Origin of the sequence: Pseudomonas sp. LTJR-52, assembly GCF_003691465.1 — a bacterium.
Taxonomy (GTDB): Bacteria; Pseudomonadota; Gammaproteobacteria; order Pseudomonadales; family Pseudomonadaceae; genus Chryseomonas; species Chryseomonas luteola.
In genome coordinates, this window is the sequence record NZ_CP033105.1 from 3,936,781 (window position 1) to 3,959,672 (window position 22,892).

Here is a 22,892-nt window from a genome sequence, read left to right on the forward strand (position 1 = left end):
CGTATATGGCAAAGAAAGCAGCACCTAAACGAGGCGCAAGCCGAAATCAGCCAGCCGCCAAGAAGCAGCCTATTCCCGGTTGGGTATGGCTGGCTTCAGGTCTTGCCATTGGTGGCTTCGTGGTCTTTCTGATGAAGCTTGAGCCGGGCAACGATGCCGTTCGTCGCTCCAAGGGTGAGGAGGCACAAGTTGCGTCCAAGACCAAACAGGAGGCTCCTACTACGCCAACCCCGGTCAAGCCCAAGTATGACTTCTATACACTGCTACCGGAGTCCGAAGTAATCGTGCCTCCGGACGCCGTGCCGCAGACGAGTCCAACCCCTACTCCACCCAAGCCTGAAACGCCGCCTGCGACGACAGCTCAGCTGTCTGCAGGCTCGCCACAGCAACCTCAGACACCTGCCCAGACTGCTGCGCAGACACCTGCTCAACAGCCCAAGACAGCAGCACAGCCACCCGTGACGCTGTTCTTCCTCCAGGCAGGCTCGTTTAGAACACAGGCTGACGCTGATCGGGTGCGAGCGCAGATCATCCTGATCGGTCAGGATGTGCGGGTAGAATCAGGCAAGGTCAAGGATGACACATGGTATCGTGTCCTGGTCGGTCCCTTCAGAGATCGCAACCAACTGACCCAAGCCCAGAGCCAGCTGGCCAGCAACGGTTTCAAGAACCTGCTGCTCCAGCAACGCCAAGGTCGATAACACATGGCGGCCGGAAAAGGCTTGAAGCCTTAGAAGGCCGTCCCCATATCTCCGGCAATCGCTTAAGGCATAGCAGGAGAACACCCTTGACCACTATCGTTTCAGTGCGTCGCAACGGCAAAGTCGTCATTGGCGGCGATGGCCAGGTATCCCTGGGTAATACCGTCATGAAGGGTAACGCACGTAAAGTCCGTCGCCTTTACCACGGCCAGGTGCTGGCAGGTTTCGCCGGCGGCACCGCGGATGCGTTCACTCTGTTCGAGCGCTTCGAGCAGCAACTCGACAAACATCAGGGCCATCTGGTCCGTGCCGCGGTAGAACTGGCCAAAGACTGGCGTACCGATCGTGCACTTCGCCGCCTGGAAGCCATGCTGGCAGTAGCCAACAAGGATGCCTCGCTAATCATCACCGGTAACGGCGATGTCGTCGAGCCAGAAGAAGGCCTGATTGCCATGGGCTCCGGTGGCCCCTATGCACAAGCGGCCGCTCGTGCCCTGCTCACGCATACCGAGCTGAGTGCTCGAGAAATTGCCGAGACTGCGTTGAACATTGCGGGAGACATTTGTGTCTTCACTAACCGTAACCTGACTATTGAGGAGCTGGACGCTTCCTGAGTCCGGCCGGAATAACGACATGTCTATGACTCCGCGTGAAATCGTTCACGAACTTAACCGCCATATTATCGGCCAGGATGACGCAAAGCGCGCCGTAGCCATTGCCCTGCGCAATCGCTGGCGTCGTATGCAGCTTCCATTGGAACTGCGTGCCGAAGTCACGCCAAAAAACATTCTGATGATTGGCCCGACAGGTGTAGGTAAAACCGAGATCGCCCGCCGACTGGCCAAACTGGCGAATGCACCCTTCCTGAAAGTAGAAGCCACCAAGTTCACTGAAGTGGGCTATGTAGGCCGTGACGTTGAGTCCATCATCCGCGATCTGGCTGATGCTGCCGTTAAAATGCTGCGTGAGCAGGAAATCGTCAAAGTGCGTCATCGTGCAGAAGATGCTGCCGAAGAACGGATTCTTGATGCACTGCTACCGCCTGCACGTGCAGTAGGTTTTAGTGAAGAACCGACTCGCAGCGAAGACTCCAACACGCGTCAACTCTTCCGCAAGCGCCTGCGTGAAGGCCAGCTGGATGACAAGGAGATTGATATCGAAGTGGCTGAAGCGCCAGCAGGTATCGAGATCATGACTCCGCCCGGCATGGAGGAAATGACCAGCCAGTTGCAAAACCTCTTCTCCGGCCTGAACAAAGGCAAGATGAAGGCTCGCAAGCTCAAGGTTAAAGAAGCCTTCAAGCTGATCCGTGACGAGGAAGCTGCTCGTCTGGTCAACGAGGAAGAGCTCAAGGCTCGTGCCCTGGAAGCGGTCGAGCAGAACGGTATCGTCTTCATCGACGAGATCGACAAGGTTGCCAAGCGTGGCAACACCAGTGGCGCTGACGTATCCCGCGAGGGCGTACAGCGCGATCTGCTGCCACTGATCGAAGGTTGCACGGTAAATACCAAGCTGGGTATGGTCAAAACCGACCACATCCTGTTTATCGCCTCGGGCGCGTTCCACTTGTCCAAGCCCAGCGATCTGGTACCTGAGCTTCAGGGACGTCTGCCAATCCGTGTAGAACTCAAGGCCCTAACACCTCAGGACTTCGAGCGCATTCTCACTGAACCGCACGCTTCACTGACAGAGCAATACCGTGAGCTGCTCAAGACTGAAGGCTTGGGTGTTGAGTTCACGCCTGAAGGGATCAGCCGCATTGCGGAAATTGCCTGGCAGGTCAACGAGAAGACGGAAAATATTGGTGCGCGCCGCCTGCATACGCTACTGGAGCGACTGCTGGAGGAAGTCTCGTTCAGCGCTGCTGATCTGGCAGGCCAGCAGAATGGCGAGCCTATTCGGATCGATGCTGCCTATGTCAACGGCCACCTGGGCGAGTTGGCACAGGACGAGGATCTGTCGCGCTATATTCTGTAAGGACGTCGACAACCTATCGCTCGCAGCCTCAAGGCTGCGAGCTTATCAGCGAGACCTATTGCCATGCGTTTGCCCACGGCCATCCAGCTGCACAAAGCATCCAAAACCCTCACCGTTCAATACGATACCGAGTCCTTTACGCTGCCTGCTGAATTTCTGCGCGTTCACTCGCCTTCTGCAGAAGTACAGGGTCACGGCAACCCCGTCCTGCAATTTGGCAAGAAGAACGTAGGCATCAGCCAAATCGAGGCAGCCGGTCAGTACGCATTGAAAATTACGTTCGATGACGGTCACGACAGTGGCTTGTTCACTTGGGAATACCTGTATGAACTCGGTCGCAATCAGGAGCAGATGTGGGCCGAGTACCTGTTTGCACTGGCCCGGGAAAGCAAGTCCAGAGATCCGGATGTATCCGTCGTCAAACTGATGCTATAACGCTCAAGCCTGTAGCGCTTTATCCAGCTTCTTCTCGATTTCATGCTCAATCTGTGAGCTCAGGGCCGAGAAGAAGAACCCCAAAGTTGCGTCGACACGCACCTTGTCTTCGCCCACCTCGATACGCCCATCAACACCTGTACGGGAAAATTGCAGCGTATCACCCTCCCAACGGCACTCCACACCGTAATCACGCGTTAGCTTTTCGGCCAGCGCCCCCGCCTTGGCACGCGCATTTTCAAGGCCTAGTGAATGGGAACGTTCGACACTGATTTGGGACATAGGAAGTACTCCAGCGAATTCGCCTGCGACTATAGCGGGGGCTGTCATGCACGAAAAGCACGAGAACTACCAAGTCAGGATGACCCATCTCATGGAATACCTATTTTCTAATGACTTTATCCGGCAAGAATGGACATCTCAGCGCATCAGCACTGCTAGAATGGTCGCTTATTCAAATGCAGGTGAAGCGTCATGAGCGATCAGCGCAAGGGCCCGGAGGCCGATCCCGTCACTCATTTCGGCTACCAGAGTGTGCCGGAAAGTCAGAAAGCTCAAAAAGTAGCCGAAGTGTTCCACTCGGTTGCAGCCAAATATGACGTGATGAATGACTTGATGTCTGCAGGCGTTCATCGCTTGTGGAAACGTTTCACGATCGAACTGTCCGGGGTTCGAAGTGGTAACCGCGTGCTGGATATTGCTGGCGGCACAGGCGACCTGACTAAACAGTTTTCCCGCCTGGTGGGCCCACGTGGTGAGGTCGTGCTGGCAGATATCAACGACTCGATGCTAAAGGTCGGTCGTGATCGCCTGATGGACGAAGGTATTGCCAACAATGTCAGCTTCGTACAGGCAGACGCTGAAAAGCTGCCCTTCCCAAACAATCACTTTGATTGTGTGACCATTGCCTTTGGATTGCGTAACGTGACCCACAAGGAAGCCGCTATCGCATCTATGCTACGCGTACTCAAGCCGGGCGGACGTCTTCTGGTACTAGAGTTCTCCAAGCCGACCAGCCAGCTCCTGTCCAAGGCCTACGATGCTTACTCCTTCAGCCTTCTGCCGTTCATGGGCAAGCTGATCGCCAATGATTCGGCCAGTTACCGTTACTTGGCGGAGTCGATTCGCATGCATCCTGATCAGGACACGCTTAAAGCCATGATGGAAACCGCTGGATTTGAGCGCGTGACCTACCACAATATGACAGGTGGCATTGTTGCCCTGCACCGTGGCATAAAACCCTGATGATCCTACTGACCCAGGCCGTACTGGCTGCGCTGGAGCGCGGCCTGAATCCCTTACTGGCAATGGACGCTGTGGCGGGCCGCCGTCTTGCACGCCTGCAAGGCAAGGTCATTGCCATAGATTGTGCGGCTCCACGTTTCACGCTGTTCATCCTTCCGGCCTATGATGGTCTGCATTTTGCCGCCCACCATGAAGCAGAAGTCGACTGCACGCTGAAGGCACCTGCGTCTCGATTGGCTCAGCTGGCCTTGAGTCAGAACAAAACAGCGATCTTGCACAGCACCGATGTAACGCTTGAGGGGGATAGTGCAGCACTGATAGAGCTATCCGATATCTTGCAGAGCCTGGAGCTGGACTGGGAGTACGAACTCTCTCGCTGGCTGGGTCCAGTGCCTGCTGCACTGCTTGGACAATTCGTCCGAAAAGGGCGCGGGTGGACGGATCAAAGTCATGAGAGTTTGCGTCAAAGCCTGTCTGACTGGCTAGCTGAAGAAAGTCGCACGCTGGTTGGACGTCGGGAAGGTGATGCTCGCTTTGCGGAAATCGATGCCTTGCGTCTAACTGTAGATCGTCTCGAGGCGCGTATCGACCGCCTTGCTCAACGCAGACATAAATAACCAATGAAGCTGTTTGCTGCCCTTCGACGCCTGCTGCGTATTTTCCTGGTTGTTGTTCGCTACCGCCTGGATGATCTGGTTTATGCGCTTCCACTGCCCTGGTATTTACGCCTGACAGGTTACTTTCTGCCATGGCGTTGGTTGCCTCGCCCTCGCAAGTCGCTGTCCCGAGGTGCTCGGTTGCGCCTTGCGCTAGAAGGTCTGGGCCCTGTGTTCATCAAGTTTGGCCAGATCCTTTCTACGCGCCGCGATCTTTTGCCGGAAGACGTGGCCAATGAGCTTATGTTTCTCCAGGACAAGGTTCCTCCCTTTCCTGGGGAGAAAGCCATTGCGCTGATCGAGTCTCAACTGGGCGCGCCCATTGCCCAGGTTTTCAGCCGCTTCGATATCACGCCGCTGGCCTCCGCTTCCGTCGCTCAGGTACATGCAGCACAGCTCCGAACAGGTGAAGAGGTAGTCGTCAAGGTCGTGCGACCAGGCCTGAAGCCTGTCATTTCTCAAGACCTGGCCTGGCTGTTTCTGCTGGCACGTATGGCAGAACGCGTTTCGGCCGAAGCGCGCCGTCTGCACCCCGTCGAAGTCGTCACGGATTATGAGAAGACCATCTACGATGAGCTCGATCTCTTACGTGAAGCAGCCAACTCCAGTCAGCTCAAAAGAAACTTCGAAGACTCTTCTCTGCTTTACGTTCCGCAGGTTTACTGGGACTGGTGCCGCCCTCGGGTACTGGTCATGGAGCGCATCTATGGCATCCCTGTGACTGACCTGAATGCCCTGCGAGACCAAGGCACAGATTTCAAGCTCCTGGCCGAGCGAGGGGTCGAGATCTTTTTTACCCAGGTGTTTCGCGACAGCTTTTTCCACGCGGACATGCATCCTGGCAATATCTTTGTCAGTACGGCGCACCCCTGGGATCCGAAATACATCGCGGTAGACTGCGGCATCATCGGGAGCCTTACACCCGAGGATCAGAATTATCTGGCCAGAAACCTGATGGCATTCTTTCAGCGCGACTACCGCAAGGTAGCCCAGCTCCATATCGATTCAGGCTGGGTGCCGGCAACTACGCAGGTCAACGAGTTCGAAGCAGCGATTCGAACCGTGTGCGAGCCGATTTTTGAAAAACCACTGAAAGATATTTCGTTTGGCCAATTGCTACTGCGTCTGTTCCAAGTGGCACGCCGGTTCAACATGGAGATTCAGCCTCAGCTGGTACTGCTTCAAAAAACGCTGCTGAATATTGAAGGGCTTGGACGCCAGCTTTATCCTGACCTGGACCTGTGGGCGACAGCCAAACCCTATCTTGAGCGCTGGATGCGCCAACGCATGGGACCTACCCAGGTACTGCGCAATATCCAGCAGCAGATCGAGCAGATCCCGCACTTGGCCCAGATGACCCGTGACACACTGGAGCGCATCACCCAACCCCACCGCAATGATCCACCCAACCCGTGGGGAAGACGAGACAACGCCTGGTTGCCCCGGCTATTTGGTGTCCTGCTGATTGGCGGTGCCTTCCAGACTGGATTTCAGTCCACACCTGAAGGCTGGCCCGCCTGGATCATGCTGGTAACAGGCATCTATCTGGTCATTCGTGGCTAGGCAGGTCGTGCCAGCGCTGTCAGACTAATAATGTGTGTAATTTGCCGGGTAGACCATGAAAGACTGGCTTGAAGAAATCAACTGGAACAGTGACGGACTCGTACCGGCAATCGCTCAGGATTATCAGAGCGGGCGCGTCTTGATGATGGCCTGGATGAACCGTGAGTCCCTCGCTTTGACTGTAACTGAGAATCGTGCCATCTATTGGTCACGTTCAAGGCGTAAGCTATGGCGTAAGGGGGAGGACTCGGGGCATGTACAGAAGCTGCATGAGCTGCGTCTGGACTGCGATGCTGATGTCGTCATCCTCATAGTTGAGCAGTTAGGTGGTATTGCCTGTCACACAGGACGTGAAAGTTGTTTTTATCGTCGGTTTGAAGAGGGAGCCTGGAAAACGATTGACCCGGTTCTGAAAGATCCCGACGCGATATACACGCCAGGTCATAGCCATGAGTGATACGCTAAACAAAATTGCAGAGGTGCTTGAATCCCGCAAGGGCGCAGCGCCTGAAAGCTCCTATGTCGCCAGCCTTTACCACAAGGGGCTGAACAAGATCCTTGAAAAGGTAGGAGAAGAATCCATAGAAACCATCCTGGCGGCCAAAGATGCGGCCAGCAATGGAGACTCGACGGACCTTATCTATGAAACGGCAGATCTCTGGTTTCATAGCATGGTCATGCTGGCTGCGCTAGGCCAACATCCGCAGGCAGTGCTTGATGAATTGGATCGCCGCTTTGGGCTATCTGGACACGCTGAAAAAGCTGCTCGATCCGAATCCTGATTCTTGATGAGGTAATGTTATGGGTATTTTTGATTGGAAACACTGGATCGTCATCCTGATCGTTGTGGTACTGGTATTTGGTACCAAACGCCTTAAAACCCTGGGCACCGATGTAGGCGAGTCGATCAAGGGCTTCCGTAAGGCGATGAATACGGAAGAAGAGGAGAAGCCTGCGCAAGATCAGCAGAAGCCTCCACTCAATCAGCCCCATACGATTGACGCTCAACACCACAAGGTTGAAGAGCCCGTCCGTAAGGATTGAGTACCTATTATGTTTGGCATCAGCTTCAGTGAGTTAGCCCTGATAAGCCTGGTCGCCTTGCTGGTTTTAGGCCCAGAGCGCCTGCCAGGCGCTGCACGCACTGCAGGCCTATGGATCGGTCGTCTCAAGCGTAGCTTCAATAACATACGGCAAGAGGTGGAACGTGAAATTGGTGCCGACGAAATACGGCGCCAGCTTCACACTGAGAATCTCTTGTCCTGGGAGCAACGCGACAAGGCCCGGCAGGAGACAGGTAATCCAGCCCCGTCGGCTGAAACACCTACGCCGCCTAGCGATGACTCATCTGTCGTCAAGGATGACTTACCTGTCATCAAATCGGCTCCGCCCAGTAACGTGACTCCGCCCCCCAGCGAGTCAAAGGATCAGCCTTCTCCACCGCGAGCCCCATGAGCGAAAAAAAACCTGAATATGAAGACCAAGAAATGCCTCTGGTCTCTCACCTGACTGAACTGCGGTCACGCTTGCTGCGCTGTGTGCTGGCGACGTTCCTGATTTTCGCCTGTCTGTTCTACTTCGCCCAGAAGATCTACGCTTTCGCGTCGGAACCTATCCGCAGGTTTCTGCCCGAAGGCGCCACGATGATCTCGACAGACGTCACGTCGCCGTTCCTTGCGCCCTTCAAGTTGACGCTTATTGTTTCCCTGTTTCTGGCAATGCCCGTCATCCTTTATCAGGTCTGGGGATTCATTGCGCCAGGTCTTTACAAGCATGAAAAGCGTGTCGCGCTTCCCTTGCTGATTTCAAGTATTTTGCTGTTTTACGCTGGAATGGCGTTTGCCTATTTCCTGGTCTTCCCACTGATTTTCCACTTTTTCTCAAGCATCACGCCGGAAGGCGCCATGATGATGCCGGACCTGAACAGCTATTTGGATTTCATCCTGACGCTATTCTTTGCATTTGGCGCTGCCTTTGAAATCCCTGTCGCAACCGTTCTGCTGATCTGGATCGGTATCGTCGATGTGGCCTACCTCAAGAAGGTACGTCCGTACGTCATTATCGGATGCTTCGTAGTAGGCATGATCCTGACGCCACCGGATGTGCTTTCCCAGACCATGCTGGCGATTCCCATGTGGCTCCTGTTTGAAATTGGCCTCCTGTTTGGACGCTTCGTTCGAAAACGTGAGCCACACGAAGAAAAGACCTCGCACGAGGATCAGCCCCCAGCGACTCATTCGTGAATCTGCTGCTGCTAGAACAGGAGGACTTTGTTGGAGACAATGAAGTCCTCCTTAAAGACCGGCGCTTTGCCCACCTGAAAGACATTCACCAAGCTGAGCGTGGTGATTCACTGAGGGTCGGCATGTTGAATGGTTTGATGGGCGAAGGCGAAATTCTTGACCTCACGCCTGATTCAGCACGCATCAAACTCCAGCTGCACCAACCTGCCCCGCCTAAACTGCCAATAACACTCATTTTGGCGCTGCCGCGACCCAAGATGCTGCGTCGAGTATTGCAAGGCATCTCTTCGATGGGTGTAGCCCGGTTGGTTCTTATCAACAGCTATCGGGTTGAAAAGAGCTTCTGGCAAACCCCCTTTCTTGACCCCTCCGCTATTCGAGAGCAGCTGATTCTTGGCTTGGAGCAAGCACGAGATACCGTTTTACCTGAAGTCATCATCGAGAAACGGTTCAAGCCCTTTGTCGAAGATCGTCTTCCATCATTGGCAAAAGGGACGATTGGGCTGACTGGCCATCCTGGTTATTACCCACCCTGCCCTCGTGAAGTAAAAGGCCCCGTAACGCTGGCAATCGGCCCGGAAGGCGGCTGGATCCCTTATGAGGTAGATAAGCTGCAAGAGGCAGGGCTTGACCCTGTTCAACTGGGTGAACGTATCCTGCGTGTAGAAACAGCCGTTACAGCGCTCCTGGCCCGCCTGTTCTAACATCTGTCGCCAATAAAAAAGCCCCAGCCATATTCTGACTGGGGCTTTCATATGCCTTCTCAACCTTAGCGAGCAGGATTTACTGCAAGCGAAGCACTGTTTTTATCAGGAAGCGCACTTGTTTCGGCAGATGCAGGTACGGGCAGAATGCGTCGGTACGCCTCCACCCAACGATCATGTGCTTCACCTGATTGCCACACCTGCAGATGCAGACGCGACATTCCAACAGGATCGCTCAAGATAGCCCACTGTGCATCCGAGTGCTTCTCGGGACCGTCTGCTAGTACTTTTTCTAAGCGCTGCTGACGTAGTGCTTCGGCCTGAGGCACAACCTTGGCATGTCTTGCCTTGGCCATTCCACATGCCAGTGCGTTAATCAGCGGATCGACTACGGCCTGCAGGAAACCATGACGAAGAACGGTTTGGTTGTTCTGCTGCAAGTACTCGTCGGTCGCCACCAGCTCACGAGGCGGATTGTATTCTTCCGGAATCAGGAAGAAGCTGGAACGACGCGCCGCCATGCCGTAATTGGTACGGCTTGAAATGACTGACACCGGAGCGGAAAGCATCAGTGACACCACGATAGGCGATAGCCACCAGAGGAAACGTGGGTCCAACCAGGCTACACCGGCCGTCCAGATAATACCTAGCAGCATTTGTGAGCCATGACGCTTGAAGGCCTCGCTCCAAGGCGTGGCGTCATCGTCACGCTGAGGCGAGTTCCACTGCACTGACCAGCCCAGGAAGGCAGCAGTCACGAATACCGTATGGAACAGCATGCGTACAGGCGCCAGCAGAACCGAGAACAGCATTTCCAAGAGCATCGAACACAGCAACTTGAAACCGCCGCCGAATTCTTTTGCCCCCTTGGCCCAGATCAGGATGACACTGAGCAGCTTTGGCAGGAATAACAGAATCAACGTGGTCGAGAATAAGGCAATTGCCTGCTCGGGATGCCACTGTGGCCAGACTGGGAACAACTGCCTTGGCTGCAGGAAGTACTGCGGCTCCATGAGCTTGTGTACGGCCAGAAGTGCAGTGGATAGCACCAAGAACAGGAACCAGAGCGGTGCCGACAAATAAGACATCACACCGGTCAGGAACACGGCCCGGTGTACCGGGTGCATACCCTTTACCAGGAACAGCCGGAAATTCATCAAGTTGCCATGGCACCAACGGCGGTCACGCTTGAGCTCATCCAGCAGGTTAGGCGGAAGCTCTTCGTAGCTACCGGGCATGTCGTATGCAATCCAGACTCCCCACCCTGCACGACGCATCAATGCAGCCTCAACAAAGTCGTGGGAAAGGATGGCACCTGCAAACGAGCCTTTACCGGGTAGAGGCGCCAATGCGCAATGCTCGATAAACGGCTTCACGCGAATGATTGCGTTATGTCCCCAATAGTGGGATTCACCCAGCTGCCAGAAATGCAGGCCCGCCGTGAAGAGCGGCCCGTACACCCGGGTAGCAAACTGCTGGAGACGCGCATAGAGCGTATCCATACCTGAGGCTTTGGGTGCGGACTGGATGATACCTGCTCGCGGATTAGCTTCCATCAGGCGCACAAGGCCCGTGAGACATTCACCGCTCATGACGCTATCAGCATCCAGCACGACCATATAGCGGTACTGGCTGCCCCAACGGCGGCAGAAGTCATCAATATTACCGCTCTTGCGCTTCACACGGCGGCGACGACGGCGATAGAAAATCTTGCCGTAACCTTTTACCGCATGGCAGAGCTCAAGCCAAGACTTCTGCTCGGCAACACATTTGTCCGGATTGTTACTGTCACTCAGGATAAAGAAGTCGAAATGCTCAAGCTGCCCGGTCGCCGCTACAGACTCATAGGTCGCGCGCAAACCGGCAAACACCCGGGCGACGTCTTCGTTGGCGATCGGCATGACAATGGCGGTACGCGCCTCGGGCGCAATCACTTCATCCCCGACAGTACTGGCGGAAATACTGTACTTATCCCGTCCGGTCAGTAGCTGCCAGAATCCCATCAGGGCTGTCCAAAAACCGGCAGAAACCCAGCAGAACAAGGTTGCAAACAGCAGAAGAATACTGGTCTGCAACACATAGGGAAGCACTTGCCTGGCAGACTCCAGAAGCCCTTGGTCCCAGACCTCTCCAAGATCGACCAGTGACCACCCCTGATAAGGCAGAACAGCCTTCATGTACCAGGTAGCGATACCTGTTTGAAGGAGCATGAGCACCAGCAGGATGAAACGACGGAAAGCCCCTACTTTGCGCCAGTGTGCGTGTGCGTCCGCCTCCTCATCAGGTACCTGACGAGCCTCCTGTTTGCGACCCAGCAGACGATGCCATATACGTACTACGGGATTGGTACGCCATGGCTCCGGCAACATCTGGGACCGCGTGATGGCAGGCATGGTACGGATATTGGCCCGCCCCTGAGCATCAACGGTAAGCAGGTCACCTTCGGAGAGGGCATCGCCCCAACCCATTTTCAAGCGTGCTTCTACAGAACTCAGTGCAGGATCATTTCCAACAGACTCAGTGGACGCAAGCTTTCCATGCAGGGAAGCCAGGCCCTCAGCGTCGGTACTGCCTACACCGCTCGCGAGTTGCTGCCGCTCGGCCTCCCCGAGCGGTAAGCGCTCGAGGTAGTCCTGAACGGGTGTTGTTTCTTTACGGTTATTCATTGGCAGGCAACTGATAGCTCCAGGTTTCGGTCAGCGTCTTATCGCCTTCCGCCAACGCAGCACGTATTTCTACGGGCTTGGTAGCGTCCTTGACCTTCAGACGCAGCGTCAAACGCCAGCCTTTGGTGACAGGGTTATAACGAACATTGTTTTCAATCAGATCACCATTGTCGTTAAGGCTGACCTGCGAGGCCACCTGTGCACTTTCCGGCAGGTTCTTGAGAACCGGGCCTTCAAAGTCAATGATGAAGGCGGTGCTTCCATCTGCCTGGCGAACCAGATTGGGCTGCTTGACGTCGCCGGTCGAGAGGCGAGTTTGCTGAACCCAGGCCACATCAGGCGAGTGCAGAGCAGGCTCGTCCATGGTGAAATGCAGACGATAGCTCAGATCAATCGGCTCACCGGCCTGAGGTATGGTGTCTGGTGTCCAGAAGGCAACGATGTTGTCGTTGGTTTCGTCTGGTGTCGGTATCTCGACCAGTTCGACCTTGCCCTTGCCCCAGTCACCCTTGGTTTCAACCCAACCGCTTGGCCGCAGATCGTAACGATCATCCAGATCTTCGTAACGGCTGAACTCACGGCCGCGCTGTAGAAGACCGAAGCCCTTGGGGTTTTCGACTGTATAGGTGCTGATGGAAAGACGCTTGGGATTATTCAGCGGACGCCAGATCCACTCGTCATTACCCGCATGAATGGCCAAGCCATTGGAGTCGTGCAGGGCTGGACGATAGTTGACCTGTGGGCTTGGCTGATTAGGCCCGAACAGGTACATGCTGGTGAGTGGCGCAATGCCCAGCTTGCCTACATTATCGCGCAGGTAAACGCGCGCCTGCACATCAACTGTGCTGTCGCTACCAGGGGTAACGACCATCTTGTAGGCACCCGTAGCACGGGGAGAATCCAGCAGGGCGTAAATCACCAGGTTACGGCGGTCCGGCTGTGGGTGCTCGACCCAGAACTCACGGAAGCGAGGGAATTCTTCGCCGGACGGCAGGGCGGTATCGATCGCCAGGCCACGCGCAGACAGGCCATACACCTGATCCTTGCCTACTACACGGAAATAGCTGGCGCCCAACATGGTCACAAACTCATCCTGCTTGTCGGGCTTGTTCAGCGGATAGGTTATGCGGAAACCGGCAAATCCCAAATCCTTGAGGGCAGCCTGATCCAGCTGCAGATTGCCGAAATCGAAATAGGATGGATCGTACTTGACCTCGTTGACACCCGTTGCCGTGACTTCATTGATCTTCACTGGCACGTCGAAATGCATGCCCTGATGATAGAGGTTCAGCTGGAACGGTGTTTTCTCTCCAGACCAGAGCGCCTTGTCCTGGCGGAAACGGATCTGCTGGTAATCAGCGAACTTCATGTCACGGAGAACGGCAGGCAGATTGCTCTTGGGCGCAGCGAATTTTTGTTCGGCAAGGCTTTTGGCCTGCACTGATACGTCATCGAGGCTAAACGCCCAGGCCTTGGCCCCAAACATTGCCATGATGGCCGTAAAACTCAGCACGATGGCCTTAGCCTTACCTGGCTTGGAATTAGTATTCAAATACAACGCAGCCCCCTTAATCAGCGTACGAATCGTTGAACGACGCATGGCCATTCACGGATAAGCAGTCGTCGGACTGACAAGATCGCGAATGATTCCGCACAAAGCGTGTCGGTCGTTCCAAACTGCGCAATCATAGACACTTCCAGAAAACCTGTAAGAGTCTGTTGCTCAAATAGATAATAAAAATGTTACCGGACCATCATTGGTCAGTGAAACTTGCATATCGGCCCCAAAACGACCTGTTGCCACATGGGCATGGCGGTAACGTGCAAGCCCTACCAGATGCGAGAACACCGCTGCGCCCTGTGCAGACGGCGCTGCGGTCGAGAAGCTCGGACGCAAACCACTTTGCGTATCCGCCACCAGCGTAAACTGCGAAACCAGTAGCAACCCACCTCCTGCATCCGTAAGCGAGCGATTCATTCGCCCTTCCGCGTCCGAAAAAACCCGGTAATTAAGAACCTTGTGCAGCATTTTTTCGCAAGTTACTTCATTGTCAGTCGGCTCTATACCCACCAAGGCCAGAAGCCCCTGGTTGATCTCACCGACTATCTCACCATCTACCTCTACACGCGCCTGCGTGACGCGCTGTATAAGGACTTTCATTCAGCCTCCGGGGGAACATCGAGCAACTGTCGTGCCATAGCATCGGTTGCGCGTACCAAGGCATCACAGATGCCCGGTTCGCCACCGGCATGACCAGCGTCGCGCACGATTTGCAGCTCACTATTAGGCCAGGCCTTGTGCAAGGCCCAGGCATTATCCAGCGGACAGACCACGTCATATCGCCCATGAACGATAACACTGGGAATATGGGCGATCTTGGGCATATCCCTGATCAATTGGTTGGGCTCAAGAAATGCATTGTTGACAAAGTAGTGGCACTCTATACGCGCAATGGACAATGCGTGTTCTGAAAATCGCTCGACCACGTCAGGATTTGGTCGAAGCGTCGCCGTACGCCCCTCCCAACAGGACCAAGCTCTGGCAGCGCCCATCTGGGCAATTTCATCAGGGCAACTGAGCCGCTTGTAATAGGCCTGCATCAGGTTGCCTCGCTCCTGTTCAGGAATCGGTGCGAGATAGTCCTGCCAATAGTCGGGGAACAGACGGCTCGCCCCATCCTGATAGAACCAGTGGAAGTCCTCAGGCCGACATAGAAAGATGCCTCGAAGGATCAGGGCATGTACACGATCCGGGTGCGTCTGCGCATAGGCCAGCGCCAGAGTCGACCCCCAGGAGCCGCCAAAAAGCACCCATTTTTCAATTCCCAGATGCTCACGGATACGCTCCATGTCAGCAACCAGGTCCCAGGTTGTATTGCGCTCCAGACTGGCATAAGGGGTTGAACGCCCGCACCCGCGCTGATCGAATGTGACAATCCGGTAAAGGCCTGGATCAAAGAACCGCCGGCTCAACGCGTCGCAGCCTGCACCGGGTCCTCCATGAATGAACAGCACAGGCAGGCCATCCGGTGAACCGCTTTCGTCCAGATAAAGGACATGAGGATCATCTACAGCAAGTGTGTGGCGGGCGTATGGCTTGATTTCCGGATAGAGGCTGTGCATGTTACTCCCCTTCGGGCTTGTCAGTGGCGATAAAGCATCGTCATATTTGTCCGTGCTATAGCCATCATAGCGCTAACCTAACCAGGAAAAGGAATTCTCGTGATGCGTTTGACCACCTGTCTGCTCATTTCTTCACTTCCGTTATTTATCGTGGGCTGCAAAAGCGATCCTCAGCAAGCACTCGACAAGGCAGCTGATCAATTGCAAGCCAACCTGGAAGCCAAGAAAACCGGAGCGGTATATGAACAACTGCACCCACAGTTTCTGGCCCAGCAACAGAACGATCGTGCGTGGGCCCGCCAAACCATGGCAGGTATGTTTCTAAAATATCGCAATATCCATATCGTTACCTTCCGCAAACACAGCCAGATCGACGCCACTTACCAGAACAAAGGCTATACGGATGCCGAGGTAGGCATGACAGGGGCTGAAGGCCTTCTGCCTGATGCGGCCCGCCACTACAGTGTAAGGCTGGAGTGGTGGAAAGAAGGCGACGACTGGAAGCTGGCGCGAGCGGATTGGCAGTAAATGATTGTTATACCCCACGTGTACACTCACGTACGAGACACACTCATTCTCTGATCGGAACGTTTCCATGTCTTCAGCCGACTCTGTACACCTGCTGATTATCGATCCACAAAATGACTTTTGTGATATTGAGGATGCTGCGCTTCCTGTCCCAGAGGCAAGTGCTGATCTCCGAAAGGTTGCCAGCTTAGTCCACATGTGGGGACACAGACTGGACGCCATTCACGTCACGCTGGATTCTCACCAAACTTTGCACATAGCGCATCCGTCCTGGTGGCAGGATGCCGAAGGGCACACCCCTCCTCCGTTCACGGTTATTTCTGTAGATGATATCGAGCAGGGCCGCTGGACAGCCTGCGTGTCGGAAAAGCAGAGCTATAGCCTTGAATATGTGAAAGCTCTGGCCAAGCGTGGGCGATATCAGTTGACCATATGGCCGGAGCACTGCCTGGTCGGAAGTTGGGGTCATAATGTCTATACGCCCCTGCTCGAAGCACTCAACGAATGGGGCAGGACGCGCTTGAAGACGGTCCATTACATTCCGAAGGGCAGCAATCCCAACACAGAGCATTACTCCGCCATTGCCGCTGAAGTGCCAGATCCTGACGATCCAGGTACACGATCCAATACCCATCTGTTGAATCAACTGGAACAGGCTCAGACTGTACTGATCGCTGGCGAAGCCCTCTCTCACTGCGTCGCAGGAACCGTTAGAGATATCGCGGATCACTTGGGCGAGACCAACCTTCACCGCCTCGTGCTGCTCACCGACTGCTCACATGCAGTACCCGGCTTCGAACATCTGGCGGAATGCTTTATTGAAGAAATGAAGAGCAAGGGCGTCAGATGCCTGACTAGCAAAGAGGCTGAGCCCCTACTCGCCGCGTCATAAAGCGTACATAACGATCGGCCATCGCTTCGTGCAATGGCCGACACGCTTTATTTCAACTCATACAGACCGGTATAAGTTGCGGAAGCGATCTGGTTCAGATGCGTCATGAACCGTGCTACTGCATTGGTAGCATCTGCCGGCACAGGCAGGCTTTCGACTGCCAGCGCATGGATTTGAAAGATATACCGGTGCGCTTTATCGCCTTTTGGCGGCGCGGCACCACCAAATCCAACGGTTCCATAGTCATTGCGCAGCTGTAGAGCCCCTTTTGGCAGCAGGCTTCCATCCGCGTGGCCTGCGCCTTCCGGCAAGTTTGTGACATCGGCAGGTATGTTCACCACAACCCAGTGCCAGAACCCGCTGCCGGTTGGAGCGTCGGGATCGTACACCGTCAAGGCGAAACTCTTGGTTCCCGGCGGAGGATTCTCCCACATGAGCACAGGTGAAATATTTTCACCCGATACGCCAAAGGCCTCGACATCAAATTCCTGGCGCTTTGACATCAAACCATTATCAGCGAACGCATCGGTCCACAGGCGAAACTCCGAATCGGCCATGCTTGCCCCCTTTAGTTGGATGACTGGCCTCGCCAGACCAGCCTGGATGTATCAAATCCTTTGGCTTTAGCGATGCCAAGAAAGGTATCGCGCTGCTGCTGGGTGATCTCGGCTGAGCGAGATAGGAACCAGAGATACTTGCGATCAGGGCTCCCTACCACGGCATTATGGTATTCAGGGTCAATATAAAAGACCCAATAAGGGCCCTTGGCTATATTGGGAAATACGCCGCTGAACCAAGTATCGAAGCGCACTTCCAGTCGGTCCGTTACACCAGGCTTTATTGGCGAGGCAACACCGGTCGCCTGATCCCAGTCGCCAGAGTTCGTCAGACAGCGATTGAGCACCGCAACATTCCCATCGTCACGCAGATGGTAATGCGCCTCGGACTGAACGCAGCTGCGCTGGAAAAACATGGGCAGGCGCGCCTGCTCATACCATGTCCCCTGATAGCGCTTCAGATCAAGCGAACCGACGGTTTCAGGCGGTGGTGTCTTGGTCGAACTGGCACAGGCGACCAACAATCCTGCAGCGCCAGCCAGTAGTAAAAGCTTGGTAGATGTTTTCATCGCAACCCCTGTCCTGCATACATGACAACCTTGTCGTTGACATACTGCACGCTGATGAACGCGGAAGACTGATCACCCCATGTGCAGCTTGATAACCCCAACGCACCGGAACACTCTGTAGGCTTGCCCAATAGCTCTTCGACCTCGGCCTTGTTTTGGCCAGCCTTGAGCCGATTGTAATTTTCTTGATTGATCTTGCTGCAGCTGATCAGCCACAAGCAACTCAGCATCACTGCGAACACGCGAAACTTCATTCTGACTCCTAACCTGGACCGGAGGGCTGACACCATCCTCACTCTCTGATGAACTCCTGACCGAGCCCTTTCAAATGCCCGTTATCATCTATGGTCCAGACTTCAGAAGTAGGCGGCATATCGACGCGCAGCCCCTCATCGACCAGGGTGGCACCATAGGTTTGCGGGGAAAGCGCATCGCCCGTGACCGTCACACGCCATGCGACTTCCTCCGGCGCGATTTGCAACTTGACCTGACCTGCATTGAGACTTTTCCACTTGCCTTCAAAATCGTCATGACTGCCACAACCGGCGAGAAGAACCGATGTAAAAAGCATCAGTAAAAATGATTTCATAGCAGTCCCCATCTCCCTCAGCAGCATTTAGAACCTAACCTTATACAAGGGGTTCGGTATTTCCGGGCAATAAAAAACCCCGCTTGAGGCGGGGTTCGCTTTTGAATCAACCCTTAGGCAGCGATCTTGCCCTTGAGCTTGTTCATTGCATTTTTTTCAAGCTGACGAATACGCTCAGCCGATACGTTGTACTTGGCAGCCAACTCGTGCAGTGTAGCCTTGTCTTCAGCCAGCCAGCGCTGGTAAAGGATGTCACGGCTACGCTCATCTAGGCCTTCCAACGCCTCATGCAGATTGGCCGAAGAGTTATCGCTCCAGTCAGACTCCTCCAGCTGACGAGCCGGATCGTAGCGATTGTCTTCAAGATACTGCGCGGGCGATTGGAACGCCGTATCGTCGTCTGCATCGGAAGCTGGATCAAAAGCCATATCCTGGCCCGTCAGACGACTTTCCATTTCGCGCACTTCACGCGGCTCGACGCCCAGCGTGCTGGCAACCGCCTGAACCTCGTCATTGTTCAGCCAGGCAAGACGCTTCTTCTGGCTGCGCAGGTTGAAGAACAACTTGCGCTGGGCCTTGGTGGTAGCCACTTTCACGATGCGCCAGTTACGCAGGATGAACTCGTGTATCTCAGCCTTGATCCAGTGGACAGCAAACGATACGAGACGAACACCCATTTCAGGGTTGAAACGCTTTACAGCCTTCATCAGGCCGACGTTACCTTCCTGGATCAGATCTGACTGGGCCAAACCATAGCCCGAATAACTTTTGGCAATATGTACGACAAAACGCAGGTGCGCGAGCACCATTTGCCGTGCCGCCTCTAAATCCTGGTTATAGAAGAGGCGTTCGGCCAGTTCGCGCTCCCGCTCCGGCGTCAGCATGGGAATGCTGTTCACAGAGTTGACATAGGCCTCCAGGCTGGCGCCAGGAACCAATGTTGGAACAGGTTGCAGAGAATTGGTCATGCGAATCCTCCGATTCACTTATGCACAGGGCAGTGTATCACTGAAGAATCAGACAGAAAACAAGACTAACAGTTCCCTAAAAAAGAACCTATAGCCTTTAAAATCAATCACTTAAATAGTCACTATCAATCAAATCGATAGCTTTACATCATAATTTGAGACAGTTGTTTGATTCATGCATCGGCGCCCTTATCGGGGCGCCAACTCTCTCAGATGGCGAGCCACCGCCAGCCAGGCACCAATGTAACCCAGCAGTATTGCACCAATAAGTAACTGGATGCCTTCGTCCATGGACACGCTGGCCAGCGCAAAATCGCTGCCGTAAAGACCGGCCAGCTCGATAACAGCCTCGTTAAGCCAGTTCAAGCCAAAAGCCAGCAGTGCCCAGGCGGCAATACCGGCGCCTATCCCGTACATGGCGCCCATGTACAGGAAAGGTCGCCGCACATAACCGTCAGTACCGCCTACCAACTTTATGACCTCGATTTCGGTCCTGCGGTTTTCGATGGCCAGACGAATTGTATTCCCGATGACGAGTAGCAGGGCTACGATCAGAACGACTGTAAGCCCAAACACGAACCGCTCACCCAGCTTCAGAATGGCGGTCAGTCGCTCGACCCATTGCATATCGAGCTGTACCTGCTGTACGCCAGATAGCTCAGCCAGGCGACTGCGCAACATGTCCAGACGACCTTTATCAATCTCTTGTGGCGTCACGGAGATCACCGAAGGCAACGGATTTTCCGGCAGTTCCTTCAAGGCTTCGCCCAGACCAGCCTGCTGTTGAAGCTCTTGCAGAGCCTCGTCACGTCCGATCCAGTGCACCTCACTGACATCGGGTAGTGCTGCAATCTGTTCCTGTAATTGCTTGCCTTGAGCTTCGTCCAGATTAAGGTCAAGAAAGACAGAAATTTGGGCCGCGCGCTGCCATGAGCCGCCGAGCCGCTCCACATTGTTCAGCAGCAGCGATACACCCATCGGCAACGCAAGGGCAATTCCCATAACCAGGCAGGTCAGAAAGCTTCCGATCGGCTGTCGGCCCATCCGCCACAGACTGTCACGCAAGCCAATGAGATGCGCTTCGAAATAGGCATGTAACGGGCTGCGCCAATCCTGCTTCGGCTTGGCTGTCTTGCGACGTTTGGGCTTTTCTGGTTTTTCACCCTGTACGTCGCCGCGTGGAAGTTCCTTGGCACTCATGTAGGACTCTCCTCATCCCCGATCAGACGGCCACGCTGCAGCGTCAGCATACGATGACGCAGGCGTGCAATCAGGGCATGGTCGTGGCTGGCAATCAGTACAGTGGTGCCAAGGCTGTTGATGTCCTCGAACACACCCATGATTTCGGAGGCAAGCCGCGGATCGAGGTTACCGGTTGGCTCATCCGCCAGCAGCAAGGCTGGTCGATGTACGACAGCCCGCGCGATCCCGACGCGCTGTTGCTGACCGGTAGACAGGTCCGACGGATAGTCTTCGAGCTTGTCCTTCAGGCTGACCCGCTCCAGCGCCATGGTCACACGTTTGGCAATCTCGGCCTTGGACAACCCCAGGATCTGTAGAGGCAAGGCTACATTGTCGAACACGGTACGGTCGAACAGGAGCTGGTGGTTCTGAAACACCACACCGATCTGACGACGCAGGAATGGAATCTGCGCATTGCTGATCCGCGAAATATCCTGTCCAGCCAGCGAAAGCTTGCCACTGGTGGGTCGCTCCATCGCCAGGATGAGGCGCATCAGGGTGCTCTTGCCGGCACCGGAGTGACCGGTAATGAACAGGATCTCCCCGCGCTCCGCACGGAACGATAATTCATGCAAACCGATATGCCCGTTCGGGTAACGTTTACTGACCCGATCGAAATGAATCATGTCGTCTCCCGCTCAGCGAACAACGCTCGAACGAAGGGCTTGGCTTCGAACTCACGCAGATCGTCAATGCCTTCACCGACACCGATGTAACGGATAGGCAGGCTCATCTGCTTGGCCAGCGCGAAAATGACGCCACCCTTGGCAGTACCGTCGAGCTTGGTCAGCGCAAGGCCGGAGAGCGGAACGGCAGCATGGAATTGCTTGGCCTGATTCATGGCGTTCTGGCCGGTACCTGCATCCAGCACCAATAAAGTCTCATGCGGGGCGGATTCGTCCAGCTTGCCAATGACGCGGCGCACCTTACGCAGCTCTTCCATCAGGTTGTCCTTGGTGTGCAGACGACCGGCCGTATCGGCAATCAGAACATCGATGCCACGCGCCTTCGCAGCCTGCACGGCATCATAGATAACCGAGGCAGAGTCAGCGCCGGTATGCTGTGCAATCACTGGAATGCGGTTACGCTCCCCCCAGACCTGTAACTGCTCGACCGCTGCGGCACGGAACGTATCGCCAGCGGCCAGCATGACCTTCTTGCCCTCAAGCTGGAGCTTTTTAGCCAGCTTGCCGATGGTCGTGGTTTTGCCAACACCGTTCACGCCAACAACCAGAATGACGAAGGGTTGAGTAGCCTTATCGATAACCAACGGTTGCTCAACAGGCGTCAACAAGCCAGTTAACTCTTCCTGCAATGCCTGATAAAGCGCCTCGCTGTCAGCAAGCTGTTTACGCGCTACCCGCTGGGTGAGGTTTTTCATGATGGTGGTCGTCGCCTCGACACCCACATCCGCCGTCAATAGCCGGGTCTCTAGCTCATCGAGCAAATCATCGTCGATAGCTTTCTTGCCCAGAAACAGGCTGGCCATCCCTTCGCCAATGCTGGCGCTGGTCTTGCTCAGCCCTTGCTTGAGGCGAGCAAAGAAGCCCAGTTTTGTCGGTGTCGCGGGCTGTGGTGCCTGCTCCGGCTCCGGTTCCGGTTCTGCGTCTACTCCTGGTTCTGGCTCAGGCTCCGGCTCTGCAATCGACACGACAGGCTCGGCTACTGGCTCAGGCTCAGGCTCAGCAACAGGCTGGAGCTCGGCTGTCCTCGATTCGTCCAGCCGCTCGGGCTCAATGAATACAGGCTCAACAGGCGCCAGCATAGCAGGCTCAGGCTCTGGCTCTGGCTCAACTGCAGGCGCTTGCAAAGAAGGCTGCACCGTTTCAGGCTGGCGTGGCGGCTCAACCGGCTGCGCCTGAATCGGCTCCGGCTGAAAGGTTTTTACGCTTTCGTCCTGCTCGGCTACCGGTGCGGGCGCTTCGGCCTCCTCAGCAGGCGGCAGCTGGGTTGAAGGAATAGCGTCAGCCGGCTCGGGGACCGGCTCCGGGTGTACTACCGGCTCGACAGCCGTTTCCGGCTTGGCCTCGGTTGTCTCCTGCGGCTTCTTGCGAAACCAGCTGAAGAACCCTTTCTTTTCCCCTGCGGGAGGGGACTTTTTATCGTCGGAACCAAACATGCAAAGGTCTATCTCAAGGGGCGGGCACGCTGTGGCAAATCCATAAAGATGTGCTGCCAGGCGTGGCCGGCATGAAAAGGGATGCGTATCCTAGCACCTCATCGCTTGCTGGCGC

Annotated in this window: 28 protein-coding genes; 15 read left to right on the forward strand and 13 right to left on the reverse strand. The window is 55.1% G+C overall.

Annotated features, from left to right (window positions below; genetic code table 11):
- Positions 1 to 5: 5 nt before the first annotated feature.
- The 4 genes from EAW52_RS18300 to EAW52_RS18315 all read left to right on the forward strand — a co-directional run bounded on the left by EAW52_RS18300 (position 6) and on the right by EAW52_RS18315 (position 3,113).
- Positions 6 to 701, forward strand: a complete 696-nt coding sequence (locus EAW52_RS18300) for an SPOR domain-containing protein (protein WP_122043474.1) — start codon at positions 6 to 8, stop codon at positions 699 to 701.
- 86 nt (positions 702 to 787) lie between these two features.
- A complete protein-coding gene (hslV, locus tag EAW52_RS18305; protein ID WP_010797022.1) occupies positions 788 to 1,315 on the forward strand; it encodes an ATP-dependent protease subunit HslV in 528 nt (175 codons plus the stop codon).
- Positions 1,316 to 1,334: 19 nt separating this feature from the next.
- On the forward strand, positions 1,335 to 2,678 hold the full coding sequence (gene hslU, locus EAW52_RS18310; RefSeq protein ID WP_122043475.1) for an ATP-dependent protease ATPase subunit HslU: 1,344 nt from the start codon (positions 1,335 to 1,337) through the stop codon (positions 2,676 to 2,678).
- Positions 2,679 to 2,741: 63 nt separating this feature from the next.
- Positions 2,742 to 3,113 carry a gamma-butyrobetaine hydroxylase-like domain-containing protein gene (locus EAW52_RS18315; RefSeq protein ID WP_122043476.1) on the forward strand — a complete coding sequence of 124 codons (372 nt, stop codon included), beginning with the start codon at positions 2,742 to 2,744 and terminating at the stop codon, positions 3,111 to 3,113.
- A 3-nt stretch (positions 3,114 to 3,116) separates the two neighbouring features.
- On the opposite strand, the gene EAW52_RS18320 is transcribed toward EAW52_RS18315, so the two are convergent.
- The gene (locus EAW52_RS18320; RefSeq protein ID WP_122043477.1) at positions 3,117 to 3,395 is read right to left on the reverse strand and encodes a polyhydroxyalkanoic acid system family protein; all 279 of its coding nucleotides are present in this window, start codon (positions 3,393 to 3,395) and stop codon (positions 3,117 to 3,119) included.
- A gap of 192 nt (positions 3,396 to 3,587) precedes the next feature.
- On the opposite strand from EAW52_RS18320, the gene ubiE reads away from it, so the two are divergent.
- The 9 genes from ubiE to EAW52_RS18365 are packed head-to-tail and all read left to right on the forward strand — an operon-like array spanning position 3,588 to position 9,524.
- Entirely contained in the window at positions 3,588 to 4,358 is a 771-nt protein-coding gene (gene ubiE, locus EAW52_RS18325; RefSeq protein WP_010797018.1) for a bifunctional demethylmenaquinone methyltransferase/2-methoxy-6-polyprenyl-1,4-benzoquinol methylase UbiE, read from the forward strand.
- The gene (locus EAW52_RS18330; RefSeq protein ID WP_122043478.1) at positions 4,358 to 4,975 is read left to right on the forward strand and encodes an SCP2 domain-containing protein; all 618 of its coding nucleotides are present in this window, start codon (positions 4,358 to 4,360) and stop codon (positions 4,973 to 4,975) included. The genes ubiE and EAW52_RS18330 overlap by 1 nt, the downstream gene beginning before the upstream one ends.
- Positions 4,976 to 4,978: 3 nt before the next feature.
- Complete coding sequence (ubiB, locus tag EAW52_RS18335) at positions 4,979 to 6,577, forward strand: ubiquinone biosynthesis regulatory protein kinase UbiB (protein WP_122043479.1); 1,599 nt, start codon at positions 4,979 to 4,981, stop codon at positions 6,575 to 6,577.
- Positions 6,578 to 6,632: 55 nt separating this feature from the next.
- Complete coding sequence (gene hisI, locus EAW52_RS18340) at positions 6,633 to 7,034, forward strand: phosphoribosyl-AMP cyclohydrolase (protein WP_122043480.1); 402 nt, start codon at positions 6,633 to 6,635, stop codon at positions 7,032 to 7,034.
- Positions 7,027 to 7,359 (forward strand): phosphoribosyl-ATP diphosphatase, encoded by a 333-nt coding sequence (locus tag EAW52_RS18345; RefSeq protein ID WP_010797014.1) that lies wholly within the window; start codon positions 7,027 to 7,029, stop codon positions 7,357 to 7,359. Before hisI ends, EAW52_RS18345 begins: the two co-directional genes overlap by 8 nt.
- Positions 7,360 to 7,378: 19 nt before the next feature.
- On the forward strand, positions 7,379 to 7,621 hold the full coding sequence (locus EAW52_RS18350; protein WP_019363975.1) for a twin-arginine translocase TatA/TatE family subunit: 243 nt from the start codon (positions 7,379 to 7,381) through the stop codon (positions 7,619 to 7,621).
- Between the two features lie 9 nt (positions 7,622 to 7,630).
- A complete protein-coding gene (tatB, locus tag EAW52_RS18355; protein WP_122043484.1) occupies positions 7,631 to 8,032 on the forward strand; it encodes a Sec-independent protein translocase protein TatB in 402 nt (133 codons plus the stop codon).
- Complete coding sequence (gene tatC, locus EAW52_RS18360; protein ID WP_010797011.1) at positions 8,029 to 8,820, forward strand: twin-arginine translocase subunit TatC; 792 nt, start codon at positions 8,029 to 8,031, stop codon at positions 8,818 to 8,820. Before tatB ends, tatC begins: the two co-directional genes overlap by 4 nt.
- Positions 8,817 to 9,524 (forward strand): 16S rRNA (uracil(1498)-N(3))-methyltransferase, encoded by a 708-nt coding sequence (locus EAW52_RS18365; protein WP_019363973.1) that lies wholly within the window; start codon positions 8,817 to 8,819, stop codon positions 9,522 to 9,524. Before tatC ends, EAW52_RS18365 begins: the two co-directional genes overlap by 4 nt.
- A gap of 65 nt (positions 9,525 to 9,589) precedes the next feature.
- Here EAW52_RS18365 and mdoH read toward each other — a convergent pair whose 3' ends face one another.
- From mdoH to pip, 4 genes are all read right to left on the reverse strand, one after another.
- Positions 9,590 to 12,190, reverse strand: a complete 2,601-nt coding sequence (mdoH, locus tag EAW52_RS18370; RefSeq protein WP_122043485.1) for a glucans biosynthesis glucosyltransferase MdoH — start codon at positions 12,188 to 12,190, stop codon at positions 9,590 to 9,592.
- On the reverse strand, positions 12,183 to 13,682 hold the full coding sequence (locus tag EAW52_RS18375; RefSeq protein WP_100217696.1) for a glucan biosynthesis protein G: 1,500 nt from the start codon (positions 13,680 to 13,682) through the stop codon (positions 12,183 to 12,185). Before EAW52_RS18375 ends, mdoH begins: the two co-directional genes overlap by 8 nt.
- A gap of 231 nt (positions 13,683 to 13,913) precedes the next feature.
- Positions 13,914 to 14,351, reverse strand: a complete 438-nt coding sequence (gene dtd, locus EAW52_RS18380) for a D-aminoacyl-tRNA deacylase (protein ID WP_122043487.1) — start codon at positions 14,349 to 14,351, stop codon at positions 13,914 to 13,916.
- The gene (gene pip, locus EAW52_RS18385; protein WP_122043488.1) at positions 14,348 to 15,313 is read right to left on the reverse strand and encodes a prolyl aminopeptidase; all 966 of its coding nucleotides are present in this window, start codon (positions 15,311 to 15,313) and stop codon (positions 14,348 to 14,350) included. The genes dtd and pip overlap by 4 nt, the downstream gene beginning before the upstream one ends.
- 102 nt (positions 15,314 to 15,415) lie before the next feature.
- Between pip and EAW52_RS18390 the strand changes: the two genes are divergently transcribed.
- Both EAW52_RS18390 and EAW52_RS18395 read left to right on the forward strand, forming a co-directional pair.
- Entirely contained in the window at positions 15,416 to 15,841 is a 426-nt protein-coding gene (locus EAW52_RS18390; RefSeq protein WP_122043490.1) for a hypothetical protein, read from the forward strand.
- Between the two features lie 67 nt (positions 15,842 to 15,908).
- Positions 15,909 to 16,733, forward strand: a complete 825-nt coding sequence (locus EAW52_RS18395; RefSeq protein WP_122043491.1) for an isochorismatase family protein — start codon at positions 15,909 to 15,911, stop codon at positions 16,731 to 16,733.
- Between the two features lie 47 nt (positions 16,734 to 16,780).
- Here the strand turns inward: EAW52_RS18395 and EAW52_RS18400 are convergent, their stop codons facing one another.
- From EAW52_RS18400 to ftsY, 8 genes are all read right to left on the reverse strand, one after another.
- Entirely contained in the window at positions 16,781 to 17,290 is a 510-nt protein-coding gene (locus EAW52_RS18400; protein WP_122043493.1) for a YbhB/YbcL family Raf kinase inhibitor-like protein, read from the reverse strand.
- An 11-nt stretch (positions 17,291 to 17,301) separates the two neighbouring features.
- Positions 17,302 to 17,859 (reverse strand): lipocalin family protein, encoded by a 558-nt coding sequence (locus EAW52_RS18405; protein ID WP_019363966.1) that lies wholly within the window; start codon positions 17,857 to 17,859, stop codon positions 17,302 to 17,304.
- Positions 17,856 to 18,113 carry a hypothetical protein gene (locus EAW52_RS18410; RefSeq protein WP_122043494.1) on the reverse strand — a complete coding sequence of 86 codons (258 nt, stop codon included), beginning with the start codon at positions 18,111 to 18,113 and terminating at the stop codon, positions 17,856 to 17,858. Before EAW52_RS18410 ends, EAW52_RS18405 begins: the two co-directional genes overlap by 4 nt.
- Before the next feature lie 38 nt (positions 18,114 to 18,151).
- The gene (locus EAW52_RS18415) at positions 18,152 to 18,448 is read right to left on the reverse strand and encodes a hypothetical protein (RefSeq protein ID WP_019363964.1); all 297 of its coding nucleotides are present in this window, start codon (positions 18,446 to 18,448) and stop codon (positions 18,152 to 18,154) included.
- 113 nt (positions 18,449 to 18,561) lie between these two features.
- Positions 18,562 to 19,416 (reverse strand): RNA polymerase sigma factor RpoH, encoded by an 855-nt coding sequence (gene rpoH, locus EAW52_RS18420; protein WP_010796999.1) that lies wholly within the window; start codon positions 19,414 to 19,416, stop codon positions 18,562 to 18,564.
- A 189-nt stretch (positions 19,417 to 19,605) separates the two neighbouring features.
- Positions 19,606 to 20,616 carry a permease-like cell division protein FtsX gene (gene ftsX, locus EAW52_RS18425; RefSeq protein ID WP_122043496.1) on the reverse strand — a complete coding sequence of 337 codons (1,011 nt, stop codon included), beginning with the start codon at positions 20,614 to 20,616 and terminating at the stop codon, positions 19,606 to 19,608.
- Positions 20,613 to 21,284, reverse strand: coding sequence for a cell division ATP-binding protein FtsE (ftsE, locus tag EAW52_RS18430; protein ID WP_010796997.1), 672 nt, complete (start codon positions 21,282 to 21,284; stop codon positions 20,613 to 20,615). Before ftsE ends, ftsX begins: the two co-directional genes overlap by 4 nt.
- Positions 21,281 to 22,777: a signal recognition particle-docking protein FtsY gene (gene ftsY, locus EAW52_RS18435; protein ID WP_122043498.1), complete on the reverse strand. Its 1,497-nt coding sequence runs from the start codon at positions 22,775 to 22,777 to the stop codon at positions 21,281 to 21,283. Before ftsY ends, ftsE begins: the two co-directional genes overlap by 4 nt.
- Positions 22,778 to 22,892 lie beyond the last annotated feature (115 nt).

Bases quoted from the DNA above. Each gene is read 5' to 3' on its own strand.
- dtd (WP_122043487.1), bottom strand. From the start codon at position 14,351: ATGAAAGTCCTTATACAGCGCGTCACGCAGGCGCGTGTAGAGGTAGAT.
- EAW52_RS18375 (WP_100217696.1), bottom strand. From the start codon at position 13,682: ATGGCAATGTTTGGGGCCAAGGCCTGGGCGTTTAGCCTCGATGACGTA.
- EAW52_RS18320 (WP_122043477.1), bottom strand. From the start codon at position 3,395: ATGTCCCAAATCAGTGTCGAACGTTCCCATTCACTAGGCCTTGAAAAT.
- EAW52_RS18300 (WP_122043474.1), top strand. From the start codon at position 6: ATGGCAAAGAAAGCAGCACCTAAACGAGGCGCAAGCCGAAATCAGCCA.
- tatC (WP_010797011.1), top strand. From the start codon at position 8,029: ATGAGCGAAAAAAAACCTGAATATGAAGACCAAGAAATGCCTCTGGTC.
- ubiE (WP_010797018.1), top strand. From the start codon at position 3,588: ATGAGCGATCAGCGCAAGGGCCCGGAGGCCGATCCCGTCACTCATTTC.
- rpoH (WP_010796999.1), bottom strand. From the start codon at position 19,416: ATGACCAATTCTCTGCAACCTGTTCCAACATTGGTTCCTGGCGCCAGC.
- ftsE (WP_010796997.1), bottom strand. From the start codon at position 21,284: ATGATTCATTTCGATCGGGTCAGTAAACGTTACCCGAACGGGCATATC.
- EAW52_RS18315 (WP_122043476.1), top strand. From the start codon at position 2,742: ATGCGTTTGCCCACGGCCATCCAGCTGCACAAAGCATCCAAAACCCTC.
- mdoH (WP_122043485.1), bottom strand. From the start codon at position 12,190: ATGAATAACCGTAAAGAAACAACACCCGTTCAGGACTACCTCGAGCGC.
- EAW52_RS18405 (WP_019363966.1), bottom strand. From the start codon at position 17,859: ATGAAAACATCTACCAAGCTTTTACTACTGGCTGGCGCTGCAGGATTG.
- EAW52_RS18400 (WP_122043493.1), bottom strand. From the start codon at position 17,290: ATGGCCGATTCGGAGTTTCGCCTGTGGACCGATGCGTTCGCTGATAAT.
- tatB (WP_122043484.1), top strand. From the start codon at position 7,631: ATGTTTGGCATCAGCTTCAGTGAGTTAGCCCTGATAAGCCTGGTCGCC.
- EAW52_RS18390 (WP_122043490.1), top strand. From the start codon at position 15,416: ATGCGTTTGACCACCTGTCTGCTCATTTCTTCACTTCCGTTATTTATC.
- EAW52_RS18395 (WP_122043491.1), top strand. From the start codon at position 15,909: ATGTCTTCAGCCGACTCTGTACACCTGCTGATTATCGATCCACAAAAT.
- EAW52_RS18345 (WP_010797014.1), top strand. From the start codon at position 7,027: ATGAGTGATACGCTAAACAAAATTGCAGAGGTGCTTGAATCCCGCAAG.
- pip (WP_122043488.1), bottom strand. From the start codon at position 15,313: ATGCACAGCCTCTATCCGGAAATCAAGCCATACGCCCGCCACACACTT.
- EAW52_RS18415 (WP_019363964.1), bottom strand. From the start codon at position 18,448: ATGAAATCATTTTTACTGATGCTTTTTACATCGGTTCTTCTCGCCGGT.
- ftsX (WP_122043496.1), bottom strand. From the start codon at position 20,616: ATGAGTGCCAAGGAACTTCCACGCGGCGACGTACAGGGTGAAAAACCA.
- EAW52_RS18410 (WP_122043494.1), bottom strand. From the start codon at position 18,113: ATGAAGTTTCGCGTGTTCGCAGTGATGCTGAGTTGCTTGTGGCTGATC.
- ubiB (WP_122043479.1), top strand. From the start codon at position 4,979: ATGAAGCTGTTTGCTGCCCTTCGACGCCTGCTGCGTATTTTCCTGGTT.
- EAW52_RS18350 (WP_019363975.1), top strand. From the start codon at position 7,379: ATGGGTATTTTTGATTGGAAACACTGGATCGTCATCCTGATCGTTGTG.
- hisI (WP_122043480.1), top strand. From the start codon at position 6,633: ATGAAAGACTGGCTTGAAGAAATCAACTGGAACAGTGACGGACTCGTA.
- hslU (WP_122043475.1), top strand. From the start codon at position 1,335: ATGTCTATGACTCCGCGTGAAATCGTTCACGAACTTAACCGCCATATT.
- ftsY (WP_122043498.1), bottom strand. From the start codon at position 22,777: ATGTTTGGTTCCGACGATAAAAAGTCCCCTCCCGCAGGGGAAAAGAAA.
- EAW52_RS18330 (WP_122043478.1), top strand. From the start codon at position 4,358: ATGATCCTACTGACCCAGGCCGTACTGGCTGCGCTGGAGCGCGGCCTG.